This window comes from Paracoccus sp. 228 (genome assembly GCF_000967825.1).
In the GTDB taxonomy this organism is placed as follows: Bacteria; Pseudomonadota; Alphaproteobacteria; order Rhodobacterales; family Rhodobacteraceae; genus Paracoccus; species Paracoccus marcusii.
Genome location: NZ_JYGY01000003.1, coordinates 354,749 through 371,093, shown reverse-complemented (window position 1 = coordinate 371,093; position 16,345 = coordinate 354,749). Strand labels below are relative to the sequence as shown.

Sequence of the window (16,345 nt, the reverse complement as noted above, 5' to 3'; positions counted from 1 at the left end):
CGCCTGATACGCAACCCCGACCAAAACGCCAAGGATCGCCCGTGACCGTGCCCCCCCGCCTGGAAGTTCAGGGACTGACCCGCCGATTCGACGGGCAGGCGGTGGTGGACGATGTCAGCTTCCAGGTCGAGGCGGGCCAGGTGGCCTGCCTGCTGGGCCCGTCGGGCTGCGGCAAATCGACCACGCTGCGCATCGTGGCAGGCGTCGACATGCAGGACCGGGGGCGGATCTTCGTCGACGGCCAGCTGGTCTGCGACACCCAGTTCCGCATCCCGCCCGAACGCCGCGCGATCGGGCTGATGTTCCAGGACTTCGCGCTGTTCCCGCATCTGCCCGTGCGCGAGAACGTGGCATTCGGCCTGGCCGGCGGCTGGAAGTCCAACCGCGACCGCGTGGCCGAGCTGCTGGACCGCGTGCGCATGACCGCCCATATCGACAGCTATCCGCATGAGCTGTCCGGCGGAGAGCAGCAGCGCGTGGCCCTGGCGCGCGCCCTGGCCCCGCGGCCGCGCGTCCTGTTGATGGACGAGCCGTTCAGCGGCCTGGACGAGCGCCTGCGCGACGGCATCCGCGACGAGACGCTGGCCCTGCTGAAGGATGAGGGCACCGCCGTCCTGCTGGTCACCCACGAGCCGCACGAGGCGATGCGCATGGCCGATCAGATCCTGCTGATGCGGGGGGGCCGGATCGTGCAGCAGGGTGCGCCCTACAACCTCTACAACGCGCCGGTGGACCGGCTGGCGGCGGGGTTCTTCAGCGACATCAACGTGCTGACGGGACGGGTGCAGGGCGCGCTGACCGACACGCCCTTCGGCCAGTTCCTGACCCCCGGCCTGCCCGAGGGGGCAGAGGTTGACATCGTCATCCGGCCCCAGCACCTGAAGATGGATTTCGACCGCGCCGGACAGGGCCCCGCCCCCACCGCCGAAAACGGCAGCGCCGCGCTCGCGCGGGTCACGCGTGCCCGCTATCTGGGCCGCGAATCGCTGGTCGAGTTCGCGACCGATGCGGGCGGCATCCCGCTGAACGCGACGGTGCCGGGGGTGTTCCTGCCGCCTGCCGGGACGCCGATGTGGCTGATGCTGCGCCGCGACCGGGTCTTCGTCTTTCCGCGCCGCTAGTCCTGGCCCGTGGCGCGGCGGTAATCGGCCAGCACCTGTGCCAGATGCAGCCTGCGCCCGGCAGGATCGGCCAAGGCATGGCACAGCCTGCGCGCCTTGCGCGACATCTGCCGGCAGGCGTCCGGGTTTGCGCGGGCCCAGGCCAGCCGGTCAGGCAGGTCGGACCCGTCCTGCGCCATCGGAATGACGTGGACCCAAGGCCGGAACAGCCGCCCCGCAAAGCTTTCCCAGCCGTCATCCTGGCGGATCACCACCGCGTGGCTGTTGACCAGGGGCAGGAGGTCTGCATCCCCCTCGGAGCCGGACAGGCACAGGGCGTGGCGCGGCGGCCGGGGCGACGCCTGCGGCGCAGGCGGGCGCAGCCCGGCGCGGTCCAGCGCCCGCGCGACACGCGCATCGGGGATCAGCGCCAGGTCGACGCCGTCGCGTCCTGCATGGTCGGTCAGGAACCGCCAGCGCGACATCCGCGGCAAGGCATCGACCGCCTGTGCGAAGGCGTCGGAGCCCGGCGCGTTGGTCAGCAGGGCGGTGATCGCGCCCTCGGCCGTCAGGCGGCCGTGATGGCCGGACAGCGTTCCGTGCCACCCCGCCACGTCGGCGCGGTCCTGCCATGCGGGGTCGTCGCCCGCGGGCGCGCCGGGAAAGCCGTCATTGCCGATGCGGTGCAGCCAGGGCGCGGGCCACAGGAACACGTTGCGCGCCCCCGTGCGGCGCAGGCTGGCGATCAACGGTCCGTCGGCGGGATCGTCCGGTCCGCTGCCCGCGAACGTCGCGGGGCGCATGTCCAGCCAGTACCGCCCCCGATCTGTCAGCGCGGCGATGTCATTGGCCACCGCCGCCGCGCGCAGCAGGCCGGGGCGCTGTGCGGCCAGGTAGAACCGCCCGTCCGGCCCGCGATGCAGCGGCAGGTCGGCCCCGTCGGCCGTGCGCAGGCGGCCTTGATCCATGTCCAGGCACAGTGCCTGCGCATGGGGCGGGCGGTCGACCGTACCCTTTTGCCGCAGGCGGGCGGGCGCGGCCAGCCGGGCCAGGCGCGCCGCCAGCCGGGCGTGACGGTCGGGGTCGATGTCGGTGCCGGGAACCGCCGTCTGCATCATCGCCAGCACCCGCGGCAGGTTGGTACGCCGGGCCTGGCGCACCCCCGCGCCCGGCAGGGCGGGCAGATGCGGCAGGTCGTACCAAGGCGACAGGGCGCGGCGGTAATCCTCGGGGGCGGCCTGGTCGATGTCGATGTCGATGAAGGTGGGACGGCCCGCGAAATGCGCCCGCACGGCGGACAGGTGGTCGGCCCAGTCCCGCGCCCAGATGTCGCCCAGATCGCCCAGGGAAACGCCCAGATTGGCCGCGATGCTGCGGGCATAGGCGCCGCCCCGGTGCAGATAGCGACTGGCGATCCAGTCCTCGACCCGGCGGGTGTTCAGCAGGAAGATTGAACCGGGATAGTGACGATCCAGCAGGGCAAATTCGCGGAACCCTTCGATCACCGGCATGTTCAGGAAGCGCACCGATTCCATGTCGGTAAAGGCCGTGACGCTGTCAGCCCATCGCGCCAGCGGCCGGGCACCGGTCAGCTTGGCATAAGCGATGTCATCGGCCAGCGCGCCTTCCAGCCAGTGTGCAGCCGGGATGCGGTTCAGGTCGAACAGGCGCGCGATGAAGGTCGTGCCGCATTTGTTGAAGCCGATCTGGAAGAACTTGGGCGGCATGGGCGACCTGTCCGGGGGCAAGCCGCGACGATGCGCATGGGGGCGGGGCCTGTCAACGTTTGCCCGGCCCTTGGGCGGAAAGCGCCGCTTTGACGCACGGCTGCGACAAAGGTCTTGCCTTGCCGCAAGGGGGCGGCTAGCACCGAGGGCAGGAATTCGGGAGACACCGGCGCTGCGCCGGGGCCGAAGGAGAAGCCGCCCCGGCAAGCTCTCAGGCAAAAGGACCGTCTTCCCCAAGAACTCTGGAGAGTGGCCGAGAGGCCCGCCGAAGGGATAACGATCTCAGGCGCCCAAGTCCCGACAGGGGCACCGGCACGGACAGAGGGGGCATCGACGCACGGGGGCATTCCCCGTCCAACCGATGCCGGCTGCCCGGCAGACACGCAGGAGGCCAGATGGCCGAGACGAGCCGCCGGACCGGTCTTTACGACCTTCATGTCGAACAGGGCGCCCGCATGGTGCCCTTCGCGGGCTGGGACATGCCCGTGCAGTACCCGATGGGGGTGATGGCCGAACATCTGCACACCCGTGCGCGGGCCGGGCTGTTCGACGTCAGCCACATGGGACAGGTGCTGGTCACCCCTGACGATGGCGACATGGCCACCGCCGCCGCGGCGCTGGAGACGCTGATCCCCGCAGATGTCGCGGGCCTGGCACCCGGGCGGCAGCGTTACGGCCTGTTCACCAACGATGCGGGCGGGGTCCTGGACGACCTGATGTTCGCCAACCGGGGCGATCATTACCTGCTGGTCGTGAATGCGGCCTGTGCGGAACAGGACATCGCGCATCTGCGCGGTCTGGCGGGCGTGACGGTGACGCCGGTGACGGATCGCGGGCTGGTGGCGCTGCAGGGGCCGCAAGCGGAGGCGGCGCTGGCCCGGCTGGTGCCGGGGGTCGCGGCGATGCGGTTCATGGACAGCACCGCGCTGGACTGGGATGGGGCGACGCTTTGGGTGTCGCGGTCGGGCTATACCGGAGAGGACGGGTTCGAGATCTCGGTTCCCGAGTCCCGGCTGGAGGGTTTCGCGCGGGCGCTGCTGGCAGAGCCCGAGGTGGCGCCCATCGGTCTGGGGGCGCGCGACAGCCTGCGGCTGGAGGCGGGGATGCCGCTTTACGGTCATGACATGGACGGGGGCGTGACGCCCGCGCAGGCGGCGCTTGGCTGGTCGATCCCCAAGGTGCGTCGCGCGGGTGGCGCACGGGCGGGCGGGTTTCCCGGCGCCGACGCGGTGCTGGCCGAACTGGGATCGCCCGCCGTCACCCGCCGCGGGCTGCGCCCCGAGGGCCGCGCACCGATCCGTGAGGGAGTCGCGCTGTTCGCCGATGACGGGACGCCCATCGGGACGGTCGGTTCGGGCGGCTTCGGACCGTCTGTGGGCGGCCCGATCGCCATGGCCCGCATTCCCGCCGACATCCCCGAGGGCGCCACGATCCAGGCGGAGCTGCGCGGCAAGCGCATGCCCCTGACGGTCTGCGCCCTGCCCTTCGTCACCCCATCCTATAAACGCTGAAGGACCTGATCATGCTGAAATACACCGAAGACCACGAATGGCTGCGCGCCGAGGGCGACGAGATCGTCGTGGGCATCACCAAGCATGCCAGCGAACAGCTGGGCGACGTGGTGTTCATCGAGCTGCCCGAGGAGGGGCGCGAGGTGTCCGCCGGCGACGAGATCGTGGTGATCGAGAGCGTCAAGGCCGCGTCCGACATCACGGCCCCGGTAGCGGGCACGATCACCGCGGTGAACGAGGCGCTGTCGGACAGCCCCGGCGACGTGAACGGCGATCCGATGGCCGCCTGGTTCTTCCGGATCAAGCCCACGGATGCCGGTGCGTTGGACGGGTTCATGGACGAGGCCGCCTACAAGGCGCTGGTCGACTGAAGATCGACCGCCGGCCGGGGGTTTCACCCCCGGACCCCCAGGGTATTTGAACAAAGAAGAAGGGCCGCCGCCGCGCGTGCCCGGCAAGGAGGCCAGGATGAGCCGCTGGACGTCCACCGACTACAACCCCGACGATTTCGCGAACCGCCGGCATATCGGCCCGTCCCCGGTCGAGATGGCCGAGATGCTGAAGGCGGTCGGGGCCGACAGCCTGGACCAGCTGATCGAACAGACCGTGCCCGCGGCGATCCGCCAGTCGGATGCGCTGGACTGGCCGGCGCTGTCCGAGGCCGGGCTGCTGGCACGCATGCGTGAGGTGGCGGACAAGAACCGGGTGATGACCAGCCTGATCGGTCAGGGTTATTACGGCACCGTCACGCCCCCCGCGATCCAGCGCAACATCCTGGAGAACCCGGCCTGGTACACGGCCTATACCCCCTATCAGCCCGAGATCGCGCAGGGGCGGCTGGAGGCCCTGCTGAACTTCCAGACCATGGTCGCGGATCTGACCGGGCTGCCGGTGGCGAACGCATCGCTGCTGGACGAGGCGACCGCGGCGGCCGAGGCGATGGCCATGGCGCGGCGGCAGTCGAAGTCCAAGGCAGACGCGTTCTTTGTCGCCCATGACCTGCACCCGCAGACCATCGCGGTGATCGAGACGCGGGCGGCGCCTTTGGGCATTCGCATCATCAAGGGTTCGGTCGATGATCTGGTGGCGGATCAGGTCTTTGCCGCGGTGTTCCAGTATCCCGGCACCTATGGGCATGTCCGCGACCTGACCGCCGAGATCGAGGCGCTGCATGCCGCGGGCGCGCTGGCGATTGTCGCGACCGACCTTCTGGCGCTGTGCGTGCTGAAGGAGCCGGGCGCGATGGGTGCCGACATCGCCGTCGGATCGTCGCAGCGCTTTGGCGTACCGATGGGCTATGGCGGGCCGCATGCGGCCTTCATGTCCTGCCGCGACGCGCTGAAGCGGGCGATGCCGGGGCGCATCGTCGGAGTTAGCATCGACAGTTCGGGCAATCAGGCGCTGCGCCTGTCCTTGCAGACGCGCGAGCAGCATATCCGCCGTGAGAAGGCCACCAGCAATGTCTGCACCGCGCAGGCGCTGCTGGCGGTGATGGCGGGATTCTATGCGGTGTTCCACGGGCCGGTGGGCCTGCGTGCCATCGCGCAGCGGGTGCATCTGCACGCGGTGACGGTGGCCGATGCCCTGCATGCGGCGGGGGCCGAGGTCGCGCCGGAGGCGTTCTTCGACACCATCACCGTCAAGGTGGGCGTGGGACAGCAGGGCATCATGGCCGCCGCGCGTCATCGCGGCATCAACCTGCGCAAGGTGGGCCGCGACCGCGTGGGCATCAGCGTGGACGAGACGACCGATGCGGGCGTGATCGTTCGCCTGCTGGACGCGTTCGGGATCACCGATGCGGCACCGGCGGCGACCGCACCCGCGATCCCCGAAGCGCTGCTGCGCGAGAGCGAGTACCTGACCCATCCGGTCTTCCACATGAACCGCGCCGAGTCCGAGATGATGCGCTATATGCGCCGTCTGTCGGACCGGGACCTGGCGCTGGACCGGGCGATGATCCCGCTTGGCAGCTGCACCATGAAGCTGAACGCCGCGGCCGAGATGATGCCGATCACCTGGCCCGAGTTCGGCGCGCTGCATCCCTTTGCGCCGGCGGATCAGGCGGCGGGGTATCACGAGGCCATCGCGGACCTGACCGAAAAGCTGTGCGTGATCACGGGATATGACGCGTTTTCCATGCAGCCGAACAGCGGTGCGCAGGGGGAGTATGCCGGGCTGCTGACCATCCAGGCCTATCACAAGGCGCGGGGAGAGGAGCGCGATATCTGCCTGATCCCGGTGTCCGCGCATGGTACGAACCCGGCATCGGCGCAGATGTGCGGGATGCAGGTCGTGGTGGTGAAATCCGCCCCGAACGGCGACATCGACCTGGAGGATTTCGCCGACAAGGCGGCCAAGGCGGGCGACCGTCTGGCGGCGGTGATGATCACCTATCCCAGCACCCATGGCGTCTTCGAGGACACCGTGCGACAGGTCTGCGACATCACGCATGACCATGGCGGGCAGGTCTATATCGACGGCGCGAACATGAACGCGCTGGTCGGCCTGGTGAAACCCGGAGAGATCGGCGGCGATGTCAGCCACCTGAACCTGCACAAGACCTTTGCCATCCCGCATGGCGGCGGCGGTCCCGGCATGGGGCCGATCGGGGTCAAGGCGCATCTGGCGCCCTTCCTGCCGGGTGATCCGCAGGGTGGCGAAGGCGCCGTGTCGGCGGCGCCCTATGGGTCGGCGTCGATCCTGCTGATCAGCTGGGCCTATTGCCTGATGATGGGCGGCGAGGGCCTGACCCAGGCCACCCGCGTGGCGATCCTGAACGCGAACTATATCGCGGCGCGGCTGGCCGGGGCCTATCCGATCCTGTTCATGGGCAATCGCGGCCGGGTGGCGCATGAATGCATCATCGACACGCGGCCCTTTGCCGAACATAGCGTGACCGTGGACGACATCGCCAAGCGCCTGATCGACAACGGCTTCCACGCCCCCACGATGAGCTGGCCGGTCAGCGGCACGCTGATGGTCGAGCCGACCGAGAGCGAGACCAAGGCCGAGATCGACCGCTTCATCACCGCGCTGCTGGCAATCCGCGACGAGATCACCGACGTGGCCGAGGGTCGCATTGCCGCGGATCAAAGCCCGTTGCGCCACGCGCCGCATACGGTCGAGGATTTGGTCCGCGATTGGGACCGCCCCTATTCGCGCGAACAGGGCTGTTTCCCGGCGGGTGCATTCCGCGTGGACAAGTACTGGCCGCCGGTCGGGCGCGTGGACAACGCCCATGGCGACCGCAACCTGATCTGCACCTGCCCGCCGCTGGAAGCCTATGCCGAGGCTGCCAAATAGGCGATGCCAGCCCCCAGGGCCCGAAATCCGGGCCTTGGGGGGAACCCTGCCCCGCCCCGGGCATTGCCCTTGCATGTCACGATCTGACACGGCCCCGTGATCGCGCCGGTCAGACCCCATGCCAGAGGTCCCGATGCCCGACACCCTGCCCCCCGCCCACCGCGCCCGAGAGGAGCTGGTCGCCAATCTGATGGCGGTCCCTGCCGTGATCGGCCTGGTTCTGGCTATCCTGGCCTTCTTCCAGCGCGGATCGGGCATCACCGGAACTGCCGGCGCCGGGCTGGCCATCCTTGGCATGGTCGCACTGACCGTGGCCGCGCTGCTGGTCGGGCGTCTGTCGCCGGGCCGGTTCCGCACCTTCGTCGCGGTGATGATCCTGATCGGGGGGCTGCTGACGCTGATCTGCGCGTGGTTCCTGATGCAGGGCTGGCTGATGCTGGCCATCGCGCTGACGCTGGCCCTGTGGCTGATCTTCATCCTGGTCGCGAGGTAAAAGCCATGATCCGCATCCTTCCCGCCCTGATCCTGCTGGCCCCCGCCGCCCATGCGCAACAGACCGAATGGACCGGTTTCCACGGCAACGGCATGGCGCAGAAATACAGCGCCTCCACCCAGATTACCCCCGAGAACGTCGGCGATCTTGAAATGGCGTGGGAGATCCACACCGGGGATGTCTCCGACGGGTCGGGCGACATTCCGGGCACGGTGTGGTCTGCGACGCCGATCCTGGCCAACGACCTGCTGTATGTCGGCACGCCCTTCTATCGCATCCTGGCCGTCCATCCCGACACCGGAGAGATCGCCTGGACGTATGAGCCCGACGACACCACGCTGGAGCCCCTGTCCCAGCCCGAACTGAAGAACCGCGGCGTGACCTATTGGGAGGGAGAGGGCGACGGACCCTGCGCCCGGCGGGTCTATATCGGCACGATGGACGCCGAACTGCATGCGGTGGATGCCGATACCGGGGAACTGTGCGCCGATTTCGGCGAGGGCGGCATTTTGGACGTGAACCAGTGGAACAAGCCCGACGCGAACTTTCCGCTGTCGCAGCTGCAGCCCCCCACCGTCTTTCGCGACAAGCTGTTGCTGGGTTGGGCGGGCAAGGACTGGCACGACGCAGCGAACCCCCTGGGGTCGGTCTTTGCCGTCGACGCGCGCACCGGCGAACTGGACTGGACCTTCCATTCGATCCCCGACGATTACGACGGCGTGACCGGCACGTCGAACGTCTGGACCGCCATGTCGGTCGACGAGGAGAACGGTCTGGCCTTCCTGCCCGTCTCCAGCCCCAGCGCGGATTTCTATGGCGGGACGCGCACCGACCCGATCCCCCTGGCGACCTCGGTCACCGCAGTGAATGGCGACACCGGAGAGGTCGTGTGGTCGCGCCAATTGGTAAACCACGACATCTGGGATTACGATACCGTCGCGGCACCAACCCTTGTGGATATCCCCGGTGAGGGGGGCAGCACCCCCGCCTTGGTCCAGCCCACCAAGATGGGCTATGCCTTCGTTCTGAACCGCCTGACCGGAGAGCCGATCTTTCCGATCGAGGACACCCCCGTCCCCGCAACGGATGTCGAAGGAGAGGTCTCGTCCCCGACGCAGCCCATTCCGACCCTACCGAAATCGCCGATCGGCGATGATTGGGGCGGCGTGTTCGGCTTGGCCGACATCGCGTCCTTCGGCTATTGCTCGCGCAAGTTCGACGAGCTGCGCTATGAGGGCCGTTACACCCCGCCCAGCCTGGAAGGGACGCTGGCCTATCCGGCCACAGCGGGCGGCTTTCAATGGGGCGGCGGCGCGGTCGATCCGGAAAGCGGCATCCTTTATATCAACAGCTCTCGCGTGGCGCAGATCTATCAACTGATCGAGCGCGAGGATTACGACACCATGACCAGCGGCGGCAGCGAGGCCGAGGGCGGCCTGTTCCCGATGACCGGCACGCCCTACGGTTTCAGCCTGACCAACTTCCTGAACCCGATCGGCATGCCCTGCTGGAAGCCACCCTATGGTCTGATGTCCGCCATCGACCTGAAATCGGGTGAAACGCTGTGGGAGCGTCCCTTTGGACAGACGCAGCAATGGGGCTTCTACATGCCGGAAAGCTGGGGTTCGCCCACCATCGGCGGGCCGGTCGTGACGGCGTCCGGGCTGATCTTCATCGGCGCGTCGATGGACGCCCGGGTGCGCGCGCTGGACGCCGCCACCGGCGACGTGTTGTGGAAGGCTCAGGTCGACGCCCCGGCCGTGTCGATCCCCGCGGTCTATGATCATGATGGCCAGCAATACGTGGTCTTTGCCGTCGGTGGCAATTCCATCATCAAGCCGCAGGTGGCCGATCAGCTGATCGCCTTCACCCTGCCCAAGTGATGAACAGGGCGGCGCGGCCCACTTGACAAACCGCGCCGCCCACGCGATCAAAACAGCGTTGGGGTCGTAGCTCAGTTGGTAGAGCGCGTCGTTCGCAATGACGAGGTCAGGGGTTCGATTCCCCTCGGCTCCACCAGATCCGGATCATCCGTCTACAGAATGAAATCTGCCTCGGTCAGCGACAGCTGGCCTGACAGGCGGATCATCCCGTCCACGCGGCCATCTCCGTTCGCGTCCATCATCACACGCGTCACGTTGGTCTGCGGGACATACTGCACCATCAATTGTGCACCCTGCCCGGGCTCGAAGCTGTCGGTCATGTGGAACGCCTGGTTTCCGGGGGTCCGCCAGTCCGCATCGATGCCGGACAGGTCGATTCGATCGCTGCCGCGCCGGAAATCAAGGATCAGGTCGGTCTGGGCGCTCTGGCTGTCGGCCATCGACCCGAAGACGAACGTATCCGCCCCGACGCCCCCGGTCAGCAGATCCGCCCCCTGTCCGCCGATCAGGGTGTCGTTGCCCGCTCCGCCCGCCAGCCGATCCGGCCCCTGCCCGCCATGCAGCGCGTCATGGCCGATCCCGCCGCCAAGGATGTCGTTGCCGCCATTGCCGTACAGCGTATCGTCGCCCGCCATCCCGAAGGCGCGGTCGTCTTCGAAGCTTAGGGTGAAGACGTCGTTGCCAGACAGCATCCGTTCGATGATCCGCTGATCATCGACACGCGAGAATGTCATGGACGCGTTGTAGATATCTGCCAGCGGCACCCTCAGCTGGTCGATCTGCCATTGATCGTAGTAATGTCCGCCAATATTGGCGGCCCCGCCGATCAGAGTGACGGTTCCACCCGTAATGTCACCACCGGTCACACGAAAGCCGCTGCCGCCGAAGATCGTCGCAAAATCGTAGCCGCCGCTGTAATAATCCACCAGCAGGACGTCCTCGAACTGCTGTCCGTCATAATTGAAATAAAGATTGTCAAAGAATTCGACATTGAACGCATCGTAATACAACACGCTGAGATCAAAGTTCGTGATGTCGAAACCGGAATACGCCTGCACGCGCGCCATCGTTAGCCCCTTGCAAAATAACCATGAAAATGGGCTCTGTCCCGTTCATGTGCGGGGACAGAATGGCATTCATTAACGACGTCGCACGACAGGCGTCAAAACCTATCGCGCAACGTCGTTAACGTTTCCGCAAGGATGGCGTGGCGCGTCAGAGGCTGGTGCCCTCGGGCAGGCCCAGCATGATGTTCATGTTCTGGACCGCGGCGCCCGATGCGCCCTTGCCCAGGTTGTCCAGCACCGCGACGATCGTGGCGCATCCGGTCTCATCGTCGCCATGCACGCTGATGCGCAGCACGTTGCTGCCGTTCAGCGCGGTCGGGTCGATGCGGGCGCCGATCTGGTCGGCGGGCACGACCTGCACGAAGGCCTCGTTCGCGTAATGATCGGCCAGCGCCTGGTGCAGGGCCGCGACGCTGCGGTCGTCATCCAGCTGCAGCGGCAGCTGGACCGCCATGCCTTGGGCAAAATTCCCGACCGATGGCGCGAAGACCGGCTGCAGCAGCAGGCCGCCATGGGTCATGATTTCGGGGATGTGCTTGTGGCGCTGGTCCAGGCCATAGATGAAATGCACGGGCGCGGTGCCCGCCTCGAAATCCGCGACCATTGCCTTGCCGCCGCCGGTATAGCCGCTGACGGCGTTGATCGACAGCGCCTCGGTCTCGTCGATCAGGCCGGCAGCGACCAGCGGGGCCACGATGGCGATCGCGCCGGTCGAATAGCAGCCCGGATTGCTGACCAGCCGCGCGGCGGTGATGCGCTCGCGCATCTCGGGGGCCAGTTCGGGAAAGCCGAAGACCCAGTCCGGATCGATCCGGTGCGCGGTCGAGGCGTCGATCAGGCGCACGTCCATGTCGGCCGTCAGGGTCACGGCCTCGCGCGCGGCGGCGTCCGGCAGGCACAGGATGGCGACATCGGCCTGCGCAAAGCAATCGGCGCGGGCCTGCGGGTCCTTGCGCATCGCGGGGTCCAGCTGGACCAGGCGGATGTCGTCGCGTCCCAGCAAGCGGTCGCGGATCTGCAGGCCGGTGGTGCCGGCCTCGCCATCGATGAAGACGCTGTGGGTCATGGGGCAAGCCTTTCGCAGGTGTCGCCCGTGTCTAGCGCAGCGCGGCCTTGGTCACAACGCTGCTTGGCGCTAGATGCTGCACATCTCTGACCGGGTCAGGAACCGCTTCTCGCGACCGTTGTCCAGACTGAACATGCCGCCCCGCCCCGGCACCACGTCGATGATCAGGTCGGTATGGGCCCAAGCCTCGGCCTGGCTGGCCGAGATGTAGAAGGGCGCGCCGCCGATCTCCCCCAGCTGCACGTCACGTTCGCCCACGCGGAAATCGCCTTGGGGATAGCACATCGGCGACGACCCGTCGCAGCAGCCTCCTGACTGGTGGAACAGGACCGGGCCGTGATCGGCCACGATCTCGGCGATCAGTTCCAGCGCGGCGGGGGTGGCGGTGACGGTGCTCATGTCTTCAGCCTTTTCTTGAGGAACCGCAGAACCTGCGTCTCTTCGGGGCGCAGGTCAGTCTGGGTCAGGGTGTCGTCGATCGTGTCCGCCAGCTCCAGCCGCAACTCGTCGGCCAGATAGGCGTCGATGATCTGGGGATGCACATAGCACTGGCGGCAGATGGTGGGCGTGTTGCCAAGCCGCGCAGCAACCGATTCGATGGCGTCGCGCACGTTGCGCTTGGCGGCTGCCTCGCTGTCGGCCTTTTCGTATTCGGCCAATGCCAGGGCAGCCAGGACCGTGCCGGTCCAGGTTCGGAAATCCTTGGCGGTGACCTGCCGCCCGGTGATCTGGCGCAGATAGTCGTTCACCTCGGTCGAGGTGACCTGACGCCGCATGCCGTCCTCATCGACATACTGGAACAGATGCTGGCCGGGGATCTCCTGCACGGCACGGATGATCCGGGCGATGCGGCGGTCGCGCAGGCCTAGGTTCCATTCTTTGCCCGACTTGCCCTTGAACTTGAAGCGGACCTGATTGCCGTCCAGCGTGACATGCCGCATCCGCAGCGTGGTCAGTCCGTGCGACTTGTTCTCGCGCGCATAGCGGGTGTTGCCCACGCGGATCATGGTGTTCTCCAGCAGGAACACGATGGTCGCCAGAACCTTCTCCACCGGCAGGCCGCGGCGCGACATGTCGGCATCGACCTGCGCGCGCAGCTGCGGCAGGCCGCGCGCGAAATCCAGCATGCGATCGTACTTGCTGCTGTCGCGCAGCTCGCGGAATTCGGGGTGATAGCGGTACTGCTTGCGGCCTTTGGCGTCGCGTCCGGTCGCCTGGATGTGGCCGCGCGGATCGGGACAGATCCAGACGTCGACATAGGCGGGCGGAATGGCCAGCGACGCCAGCCGCTTGCGTTCCGCCTTGTCGGTGATGGTGCGCCCGTCCGGTCCCTTGTACGAAAACCCCTTGCCCGACCGCTGGCGCGTGATGCCCGGCATGTCGTCGTTGACATAGGTCAGGCCCGCGCTGATCGCGGCGTCCTCGGGGTCGATGATGCTGTCCTTGGGCATGGCGCGCTCCGCAGGTGGCGTCTGGCCCAACGCCGCGGGATCGGTGCGGGTTGCGGGCGACCCGAAGGCCGCCCGCATCGCGTCAGAAGAAGCCCAGCTTCTTGGGGCTGTAGCTGACCAGCATGTTCTTGGTCTGCTGATAGTGGTCCAGCATCATGCGGTGGTTTTCACGCCCGATGCCCGACTGCTTGTAGCCGCCGAAGGCCGCGTGGGCCGGATAGGCGTGATAGCAGTTGGTCCAGACCCGGCCTGCCTGGATCGCGCGACCGAAGCGGTAGCAGGTGTTCGCATCCCGCGACCACAGGCCTGCGCCCAGACCGTAGAGGGTGTCGTTGGCGATCGACAGCGCCTCATCCTGGTCCTTGAAGGTGGTCACGGACACGACAGGGCCAAAGATCTCCTCCTGGAAGACCCGCATCTTGTTGTGGCCCTTGAAGACCGTCGGCTTGATGTAGAAGCCGCCCGACAGCTCTCCGCCGTGATCCGCGGCCTCGCCGCCGATCAGCACCTCGGCGCCCTCCTTGCGACCGATGTCGAAGTAGGAGAGGATCTTCTCCTTCTGCTCACTGCTGGCCTGCGCGCCGATCATCGTCGCGCTGTCGCGCGGGTCGCCCTGCACGATGGCCTCGACGCGCTTCAACGCGCGTTCCATGAACTGGTCATAGATCTTCTCGTGGATCAGGGCGCGCGACGGGCAGGTGCAGACCTCGCCCTGGTTCAGCGCGAACATCACGAAACCCTCGATCGCCTTGTCGAAGAAGTCGTCATCCTCGCGGCAGACATCCTCCATGAAGATGTTGGGCGACTTGCCACCCAGTTCCAGCGTGACCGGGATCAGGTTCTCGGACGCGTACTGCATGATCAGGCGGCCGGTGGTGGTTTCCCCGGTGAACGCGATCTTGGAGATGCGCGGGTTCGACGCCAGCGGCTTGCCCGCCTCCAGGCCGAAACCGTTGACGATGTTCAGGACGCCCGGCGGCAGGATGTCTGCGATCAGCTCGGCAAAGACCATAATCGTGGCCGGGGTCTGTTCCGCGGGTTTCAGCACTACGCAGTTGCCGGCGGCCAGTGCGGGCGCCAGCTTCCAGCAGGCCATCAGCAGCGGAAAGTTCCACGGGATGATCTGACCCACCACGCCCAGGGGCTCGTGGAAGTGGTACGCGATCGTGTCGTTGTCGATTTCCGAAATGCCGCCCTCCTGCGCGCGCAGGACGCCCGCGAAGTAGCGGAAATGGTCGATGGCCAGCGGCAGGTCGGCGGCCATCGTCTCGCGGATGGGCTTGCCGTTGTCCCAGGTCTCGGCGGTGGCCAGCAGCTCCAGGTTCGCCTCCATCCGGTCGGCGATCTTCAGCAGCGCGTTGGACCGATCGGTGGTCGAGGTGCGGCCCCAAGCCCCCTTGGCCTTGTGCGCCGCGTCCAGCGCGGCCTCGATGTCGTCGGCATTGGACCGGGCGATCTCGCCGATCTCGGCCCCGGTGATGGGCGTGGTGTTGGTGAAGTAGCGGCCCGACTTGGGCGCCGTCCATTCGCCACCGATGAAGTTGTCATAGCGGCGGGCAAAGGGCATCACGCCCACGCCCTTGAATTCGTGCGTCTGGTCGTTCGGCATCGGTTCCTCCTCCTCGGGATGTCAGCCCCCGGATCTCCCGGTCCGGGTATGGGCAAAGCGTCGGACAGCGCGTGATTCGTCGCAACCGCCGATCCACGCCGCAGCGCAGAAGCTGTCTCACATGTGAGACAGTCCCCCGTGATTTTCACCAAGCCCAAGGCGCGCCATGCGCCGGTACATCGTCGCCCGCCCGATCCCAAGCGCGCGTGCGGCCGCCGACACGTTGCCCTGCGCCCGGGCCAGGGCGCGCATCACCGCGGCGCGTTCGGCCCGGTCGAACCCGGTCAGGTCGTCCTGGCGGCCCAGCAGGTCGGCGGCCGGGCGCGGGCGGATCGCACCCTCGCGTTCCAGCCCCAGGGCGCGACGGGCGGCGCGGGTGGCGCCGATGGCCAGGTCATCCTTGTCCACCGCCAGCAGCACCGCCTGTTCGCCCTGATCGTCCGAGGCCACGACGATCCGCGCGTCGGGAAACGACATCCGGAAGAACAGCGATTCGATCGCCCGGGCGGTCTGCGCCACCTGCGCCGAGATCAGCCGGTTGTAGCGTTCGGTCTGGTCCGCGCGCGCCGAACTGACGTCCAGCGCGGCCAGCAGCCGCCCGTCCGGTCCCCAGATCGGCGCGTCCATGCAGGACATCGCGGTGTTCAGGGTGCGGAAATGTTCGTCGCGGTGGATGGTGACCTGCCGGCCCTCGGCCAGGCAGGTGCCGATGCCGTTGGTGCCCTGCGCGGCCTCGGACCAGTCGGCGCCCTGCCACAGGCCCCAGTCGCGGAACTGCTGGGCGTCGGCATCCGACACCCGCTGGTCCAGCACGATGCCATGCGCATCGGTCAGCAGCACGTTGCAGCCCGACAGGCCGACCAGGTTGTACAGCTGGTCCAGCTGCGGTCCGGCGACGTTCAGGAAGGCCTGCATCGCCTGATGGCGGTCGGCCAGTTCGCTGTCGGACAGGCGATCCGGGCGGCGGCGGTCGGCGGGGTCCAGCCCGTGCTTCAGCATGGACCGCCGCCAGGATGCGGCCAGCGCCGAGGTGGCGCTGCGTGACTGCGACTGCGCGGCCACAAGCTCCGCGTGGTTGCGTTCGGTCATGGTCTCCCCCTCAGGATGGGGAAAGTATAGCACGGTTTGCGGGGCG

Annotated in this window: 13 protein-coding genes, 1 tRNA gene and 1 riboswitch; of the genes, 7 read left to right on the top strand and 7 right to left on the bottom strand. The window is 67.5% G+C overall.

Annotated features, from left to right (window positions below; genetic code table 11):
• Nucleotides 1-41 precede the first annotated feature (41 nt).
• The gene (locus SY26_RS11400) at nucleotides 42-1,121 is read left to right on the top strand and encodes an ABC transporter ATP-binding protein (protein ID WP_046000594.1); all 1,080 of its coding nucleotides are present in this window, start codon (nucleotides 42-44) and stop codon (nucleotides 1,119-1,121) included.
• Here SY26_RS11400 and SY26_RS11395 read toward each other — a convergent pair.
• Nucleotides 1,118-2,827, bottom strand: coding sequence for a hypothetical protein (locus SY26_RS11395; protein ID WP_046000593.1), 1,710 nt, complete (start codon nucleotides 2,825-2,827; stop codon nucleotides 1,118-1,120). The two genes, SY26_RS11400 and SY26_RS11395, sit on opposite strands and share 4 nt — an antisense overlap.
• Nucleotides 2,828-2,974: 147 nt before the next feature.
• A riboswitch (glycine riboswitch) is annotated at nucleotides 2,975-3,064 on the top strand.
• 158 nt (nucleotides 3,065-3,222) lie between these two features.
• On the opposite strand from SY26_RS11395, the gene gcvT reads away from it, so the two are divergent.
• From gcvT to SY26_RS11365, 6 genes are all read left to right on the top strand, one after another.
• Nucleotides 3,223-4,338: a glycine cleavage system aminomethyltransferase GcvT gene (gcvT, locus tag SY26_RS11390; protein WP_046000592.1), complete on the top strand. Its 1,116-nt coding sequence runs from the start codon at nucleotides 3,223-3,225 to the stop codon at nucleotides 4,336-4,338.
• Nucleotides 4,339-4,349: 11 nt separating this feature from the next.
• Entirely contained in the window at nucleotides 4,350-4,709 is a 360-nt protein-coding gene (gcvH, locus tag SY26_RS11385) for a glycine cleavage system protein GcvH (protein ID WP_084693814.1), read from the top strand.
• 97 nt (nucleotides 4,710-4,806) lie between these two features.
• Complete coding sequence (gene gcvP, locus SY26_RS11380) at nucleotides 4,807-7,641, top strand: aminomethyl-transferring glycine dehydrogenase (RefSeq protein WP_046000591.1); 2,835 nt, start codon at nucleotides 4,807-4,809, stop codon at nucleotides 7,639-7,641.
• 133 nt (nucleotides 7,642-7,774) lie between these two features.
• Nucleotides 7,775-8,134 carry a hypothetical protein gene (locus SY26_RS11375; RefSeq protein WP_046000590.1) on the top strand — a complete coding sequence of 120 codons (360 nt, stop codon included), beginning with the start codon at nucleotides 7,775-7,777 and terminating at the stop codon, nucleotides 8,132-8,134.
• 5 nt (nucleotides 8,135-8,139) lie between these two features.
• Nucleotides 8,140-10,017, top strand: coding sequence for a pyrroloquinoline quinone-dependent dehydrogenase (locus SY26_RS11370; RefSeq protein ID WP_046000589.1), 1,878 nt, complete (start codon nucleotides 8,140-8,142; stop codon nucleotides 10,015-10,017).
• Between the two features lie 60 nt (nucleotides 10,018-10,077).
• Nucleotides 10,078-10,153 (top strand) — tRNA-Ala (locus SY26_RS11365).
• A 16-nt stretch (nucleotides 10,154-10,169) separates the two neighbouring features.
• Here SY26_RS11365 and SY26_RS22110 read toward each other — a convergent pair.
• From SY26_RS22110 to SY26_RS11335, 6 genes are all read right to left on the bottom strand, one after another.
• A complete protein-coding gene (locus SY26_RS22110; protein WP_052715246.1) occupies nucleotides 10,170-11,084 on the bottom strand; it encodes a calcium-binding protein in 915 nt (304 codons plus the stop codon).
• Between the two features lie 148 nt (nucleotides 11,085-11,232).
• Nucleotides 11,233-12,150 (bottom strand): N-acetyl-gamma-glutamyl-phosphate reductase, encoded by a 918-nt coding sequence (argC, locus tag SY26_RS11355; RefSeq protein ID WP_046000588.1) that lies wholly within the window; start codon nucleotides 12,148-12,150, stop codon nucleotides 11,233-11,235.
• A 69-nt stretch (nucleotides 12,151-12,219) separates the two neighbouring features.
• On the bottom strand, nucleotides 12,220-12,549 hold the full coding sequence (locus SY26_RS11350; protein WP_045982321.1) for a DUF779 domain-containing protein: 330 nt from the start codon (nucleotides 12,547-12,549) through the stop codon (nucleotides 12,220-12,222).
• Nucleotides 12,546-13,601 carry a DNA topoisomerase IB gene (locus tag SY26_RS11345; protein ID WP_046000856.1) on the bottom strand — a complete coding sequence of 352 codons (1,056 nt, stop codon included), beginning with the start codon at nucleotides 13,599-13,601 and terminating at the stop codon, nucleotides 12,546-12,548. Before SY26_RS11345 ends, SY26_RS11350 begins: the two co-directional genes overlap by 4 nt.
• Before the next feature lie 82 nt (nucleotides 13,602-13,683).
• The gene (adh, locus tag SY26_RS11340) at nucleotides 13,684-15,210 is read right to left on the bottom strand and encodes an aldehyde dehydrogenase (RefSeq protein ID WP_046000587.1); all 1,527 of its coding nucleotides are present in this window, start codon (nucleotides 15,208-15,210) and stop codon (nucleotides 13,684-13,686) included.
• Between the two features lie 117 nt (nucleotides 15,211-15,327).
• Nucleotides 15,328-16,299, bottom strand: coding sequence for a GAF domain-containing protein (locus SY26_RS11335; RefSeq protein ID WP_232303328.1), 972 nt, complete (start codon nucleotides 16,297-16,299; stop codon nucleotides 15,328-15,330).
• Nucleotides 16,300-16,345: the final 46 nt, after the last annotated feature.